The sequence below is a fragment of the Pseudomonas sp. EGD-AK9 genome (genome assembly GCF_000465935.2).
Classification (GTDB): Bacteria; Pseudomonadota; Gammaproteobacteria; order Pseudomonadales; family Pseudomonadaceae; genus Aquipseudomonas.
The window spans coordinates 1-4,201 of sequence record NZ_AVOF01000280.1; the positions used below are offsets into that span (position 1 = coordinate 1).

5 protein-coding genes are annotated in these 4,201 nt (G+C 70.0%); all 5 read right to left on the reverse strand.

The window, feature by feature from the left end; translation table 11 throughout:
* Positions 1 to 284: biotin/lipoyl-containing protein (locus N878_RS13810; RefSeq protein ID WP_031303167.1), on the reverse strand; the 284-nt coding region annotated here is incomplete at its 3' end.
* Positions 281 to 1,267 carry an alpha-ketoacid dehydrogenase subunit beta gene (locus tag N878_RS13815; RefSeq protein WP_021444232.1) on the reverse strand — a complete coding sequence of 329 codons (987 nt, stop codon included), beginning with the start codon at positions 1,265 to 1,267 and terminating at the stop codon, positions 281 to 283. The genes N878_RS13810 and N878_RS13815, both read right to left, overlap by 4 nt.
* Positions 1,264 to 2,250 (reverse strand): pyruvate dehydrogenase (acetyl-transferring) E1 component subunit alpha, encoded by a 987-nt coding sequence (pdhA, locus tag N878_RS13820; protein WP_021444233.1) that lies wholly within the window; start codon positions 2,248 to 2,250, stop codon positions 1,264 to 1,266. The genes N878_RS13815 and pdhA overlap by 4 nt, the downstream gene beginning before the upstream one ends.
* Positions 2,247 to 4,007: an acetate--CoA ligase gene (gene acsA, locus N878_RS13825; protein WP_021444234.1), complete on the reverse strand. Its 1,761-nt coding sequence runs from the start codon at positions 4,005 to 4,007 to the stop codon at positions 2,247 to 2,249. The genes pdhA and acsA overlap by 4 nt, the downstream gene beginning before the upstream one ends.
* Positions 4,008 to 4,029: 22 nt before the next feature.
* Positions 4,030 to 4,179 carry a hypothetical protein gene (locus N878_RS26855; RefSeq protein WP_256218093.1) on the reverse strand — a complete coding sequence of 50 codons (150 nt, stop codon included), beginning with the start codon at positions 4,177 to 4,179 and terminating at the stop codon, positions 4,030 to 4,032.
* Positions 4,180 to 4,201 lie beyond the last annotated feature (22 nt).

Below are 4,201 nucleotides of genomic sequence, written 5' to 3' on the forward strand. Positions count from 1 at the left end.
GGGTGCAGCGGGCTCGGCGTCTTGCGCCGCGCAGTCTCGGGGCTCTCGCCGGGCTCCAGCAGAGTGGCGATAGGCGTGCCCACCGGGATCTTGGCGCCGGGTTGGATCAGCAGCTCGAAGACCTCCCCCTCCTGCCAGCACTCCACCTCCACCGCCGCCTTGGCGGTGTCCACCACGGCTATCACCTGGCCGCGCGTAACCCGCTCGCCGGGCTGCACCGTCCACTCCAGCAGGGTTCCCTCGTCCATGTCGGAACCGAGCGACGGCAGTTTGAATTCGATCATTGCCCGCCTCCCGCGCAGAGCGTCCGCGCCGCCGCCACTATCGCCGGCACCTGCGGCAGTGCCGCCTCCTCCAGATGCTTGGCGTAGGGAATCGGCACCTCGGCGCTGCACACCCGGGCCGGTGGCGCGTCCAGCTCGTAGAAGGCCTGCTCGCTGATGCGCGCGATGATCTCGGCGGCCAGGCCGCCGCTGCGCCAGCCCTCGTCCACCACCAGCAGGCGCCGGGTCTTGCAGACGGAAGCCAGCAGAGTCGCATCGTCCAGCGGGCGCAGCACGCGCAGATCGATGACCTCGGCCGCGATGCCTTCGGCGGCCAGTTGTTCGGCCGCCGCCAGGGCCTTGCCGAGGGTGCCGCCATAGGCGACCAGGCTCAGATCGCTGCCGGCGCGGCGCACCCGCGCGCTGCGGATGTCCACCTCGCCGCCCTCCTCCAGTTCGCCTTCGAGGTTGTAGAGTTGGGCGTGCTCGAAGATCAGCACCGGGTCGGGGTCCTGCAGCGCCGGCCAGAGCATGCCACGGGCATCTTCCAGGGTGGCCGGGGCGAGAATCTTCAGCCCGGGAATATGCGCATACCAGCCTTCCAGGCTGTGCGAGTGCTGCGCCGCCAGCTGGCGTCCGGCGCCGGTGGCCATGCGCAGCACCAGGGGCACGGAGAACTGACCGCCGGACATATGCCGCAACGTCGCCGCGGTGTTCATCAGCGGGTCGAGGGCGAGCAGGCTGAAGTTCACCGTCATCACCTCGACGATCGGCCGCATGCCGCCCAGCGCCGCGCCGATGCCGGCGCCGACGAAGCCCAGCTCCGACAGCGGCGTGTCGCGGATGCGCTCCGCGCCGAACTCCTCCAGCAGGTCCTTGGACACCGCATAGCTGCCGCCGTAGCGGCCGACGTCCTCGCCCATCAGGAACACCCGCGGATCGCGCTGCAACGCCTCGCGCAGGGCTTCGCGCAGCGCCTCGCGATAGCTGAGGTGGCGGCTCATGGCCGCACCTGCGGGCTGTAGACATCGCGCAGCAGATCGCCTGCCGGCTCCAGGCTGCCGGCCTCGGCGAAGGCCACCGCCGCCTCCACCTCAGCCTCCACCTGGGCGTCGAGGGCCTGGAAGCCCGCCTCATCGAGCAGTCCCAACTGCTTCAGGTGGGCGCTGTAGCTGTGGATCGGCCCGCGCTCCTTCCACTTGGCTATCTCGGCCTTGTCGCGGTACAGCTCGGGGTCGAACATCGAGTGGGCGCGGAAGCGATAGGTCTGGAATTCGAGAAAGAACGGCCCCGCGTCGCCGCGCACCTGCTGTACCGCCGCCGCAGTGGCCTGCTGCACCGCCACCACGTCCATGCCGTCCACCGCCTGGGCCGGCACCCGATAGGAGGCCGCCTTGGCGCACAGGTCGGTCTGCGACTCGGAACGCGCCAGCGCGGTGCCCATGGCGTACAGGTTGTTCTCGCAGCAGAACAGCACCGGCAGGCGCCACAGCGCCGCCAGGTTAAGCGCCTCGTGGAAGGCCCCCTCGGCCATCGCGCCCTCGCCGAAGAAGCAGGCGACGAGGCGCGAGCCGCCCTGCATCCGTTCGGCCAGGGCCAGCCCGACCGCCAGCGGCAAGCCGCCGGCGACTATGGCGTTGCCGCCGAAGAAGCGGGTGGCGGCGTCGAACAGGTGCATGGAACCGCCGCGGCCGCGCGAGCAACCCTCCTGCCTGCCGTACATCTCGGCCATGATCGCCTGCATGGAAACACCCTTGATCAGCGCGTGGCCGTGCTCGCGGTAGGTGGCCACCAGCGCATCGTCGGGTGCCAGGGCATGCAGGGCACCCACCGCCACCGCCTCCTCGCCGATGTACAGGTGCAGGAAGCCGCGGATCTTGCCCGCGCCGTACAGCTCGGCGGCGCGCTCCTCCAGACGGCGAATGCGCAGCATGTCGTGCAGCAGGCGCAGGGCGAACTCGCGCGGAAACGGCAGCGGCGCGCTCATCTCGGGTTCTCCAGGGTCGAGGTGTCGCCCTCCGGCAGGCCCAGTTCGCGGGACTTGAGCAGCCGGCGCATGAGCTTGCCGCTGCGGGTATGCGGCAGGTCGGCGAGGAACTCCAGGGCCTTGGGTGCCACCGCGGCGCCCAGGCGCTTGCGCGCATGGCCGAGCAGCTCGTCGTGCAGCGCCGCACTGGGCTCGACTCCGCTCTTCAGGGTGACGAAGGCCTTGACCGTCTCGCCGAGCAGCGCGTCGGGCAGGCCGATCACCGCCGCCTCGGCCACCGCCGGGTGCTCCATCAGCGCGCTTTCCACCTCGAACGGGCCGATCAGGTGGCCGGCCGACTTGATCACGTCGTCGCTGCGGCCGACGAACCAGTAGTAGCCGTCGGCATCGCGCCGGGCCAGGTCGCCGCTCAGGTACCAGTCACCGACGAAGCAGCGGCGGTAACGCTCCTCCTGCCCCAGGTAGCCACGAAACAGCGCCGGCCAGGGCTGCTTGAGGGCCAGCTCGCCGACCGCCTCGTCGCCCAGCAGGACCACCCCACCCTGCTCGTCGCGCGCGACGATGGCCGCCTCCACGCCGGGCAGCGGCTTGCCCATGGAGCCGGGTTTGATCGGCATGGCCGGGGTATTGGCGATCATGATCCCGCCGGTCTCGGTCTGCCACCAGTTGTCGTGGATCGGCAGGCCGAGCACGTCCTGGCCCCACCACACCGCCTCGGGATTGAGCGGCTCGCCGACGCTGGCGATGAAGCGCAACCGGGGAAAACGGTGCTGTCGGGCCAGCTCGGCGCCGGCCTTCATCAGCATGCGGATGGCCGTGGGCGCGGTGTACCAGACGCTGACCAGTTGCCGCTCGAGGATGAGGTACCAGCGTTCGGCATCGAACTCGCCACTGTCGACCACGCTGGTGACGCCGAGCAGCAAGGGCGCGAGGATGCCGTAGGAGGTGCCGGTGACCCAGCCGGGGTCGGCGCTGCACCAGTAGATGTCTTCGGGATGTAGGTCGAGGGCGTACTTGCCGGTGACCAGGTGGGTCAGCGCCGCGCCATGCACGTGCAGCGCACCCTTCGGTGTGCCGGTGGTGCCGCTGGTGAAGTGCAGCAGCGCGGGCGTGTCGGCAGTGGTCGGCGCAATGGCAAAGTCGTCGCTCGCCTCGGCCAGCAGTTGTGGCAGGCTCAGGGTGCCCGGCGGAGTATCCACCGCGCCGCCATTGTCCTCGTACAGCAACACATGCCTGAGCTGCGGCAGGCGCTCGCGGATACCCGCCACCTTGCGCCGGTACAGCGCTTCGCTGGTCAGCAACACGCTGCCTTCGCCGATGCGCAGGCGGGTCTCGATCGGTTCCGGGCCGAAGGCGGAAAACAGTGGCGAAACCACGCAGCCCAGCTTGAGCCCGCCGAGTACCCCGAGATAAAGCTCCAGGCCGCGCCCGCAAAGCACGAACAGACGTTCCCCGGGTTGCACGCCAAGACTCTTGAGCAGGTTGGCAAAGCGGTTGCTCAGGCTGCTCAGGCGCGCGTAGCTGATGTCGCAGCGGCCGCCGTTGCGGTCGAGGATGCGCAGGGCGACATGCTGCCGGCGCGGCCCCTGGGCGTGGCGGTCGACCGCCTCGTAGGCCAGGTTCAGGCCGCCGCCGGGCAGGCCGCTGAGCTCGCCGGCCTGAGCCTGCCAGGAGAAGGCGGCACGGGCTGCAGCGCTATCGTCCCAGTTGGGCGTGACCGAGGGAGCGGCAGGTTTATGGATGATCGCTGGACGCATGGCCGGCCCTCGACGGTGAAAGTCAGCAGAAGTTGTGTTCCGCTACCTGGGGCCGCGCACCGCCCTGGTTCTGCAGCCGCAGGAAGTGGTCGTAGCGGTAGGTCGGCCCGTCCCGGCAGACATAGCTGGAGCCGAGATAGCAGTGGCCGCACAGGCCGTCCGCGCAGTGCATGCGCCGCTCCAGCGAGAGCCAC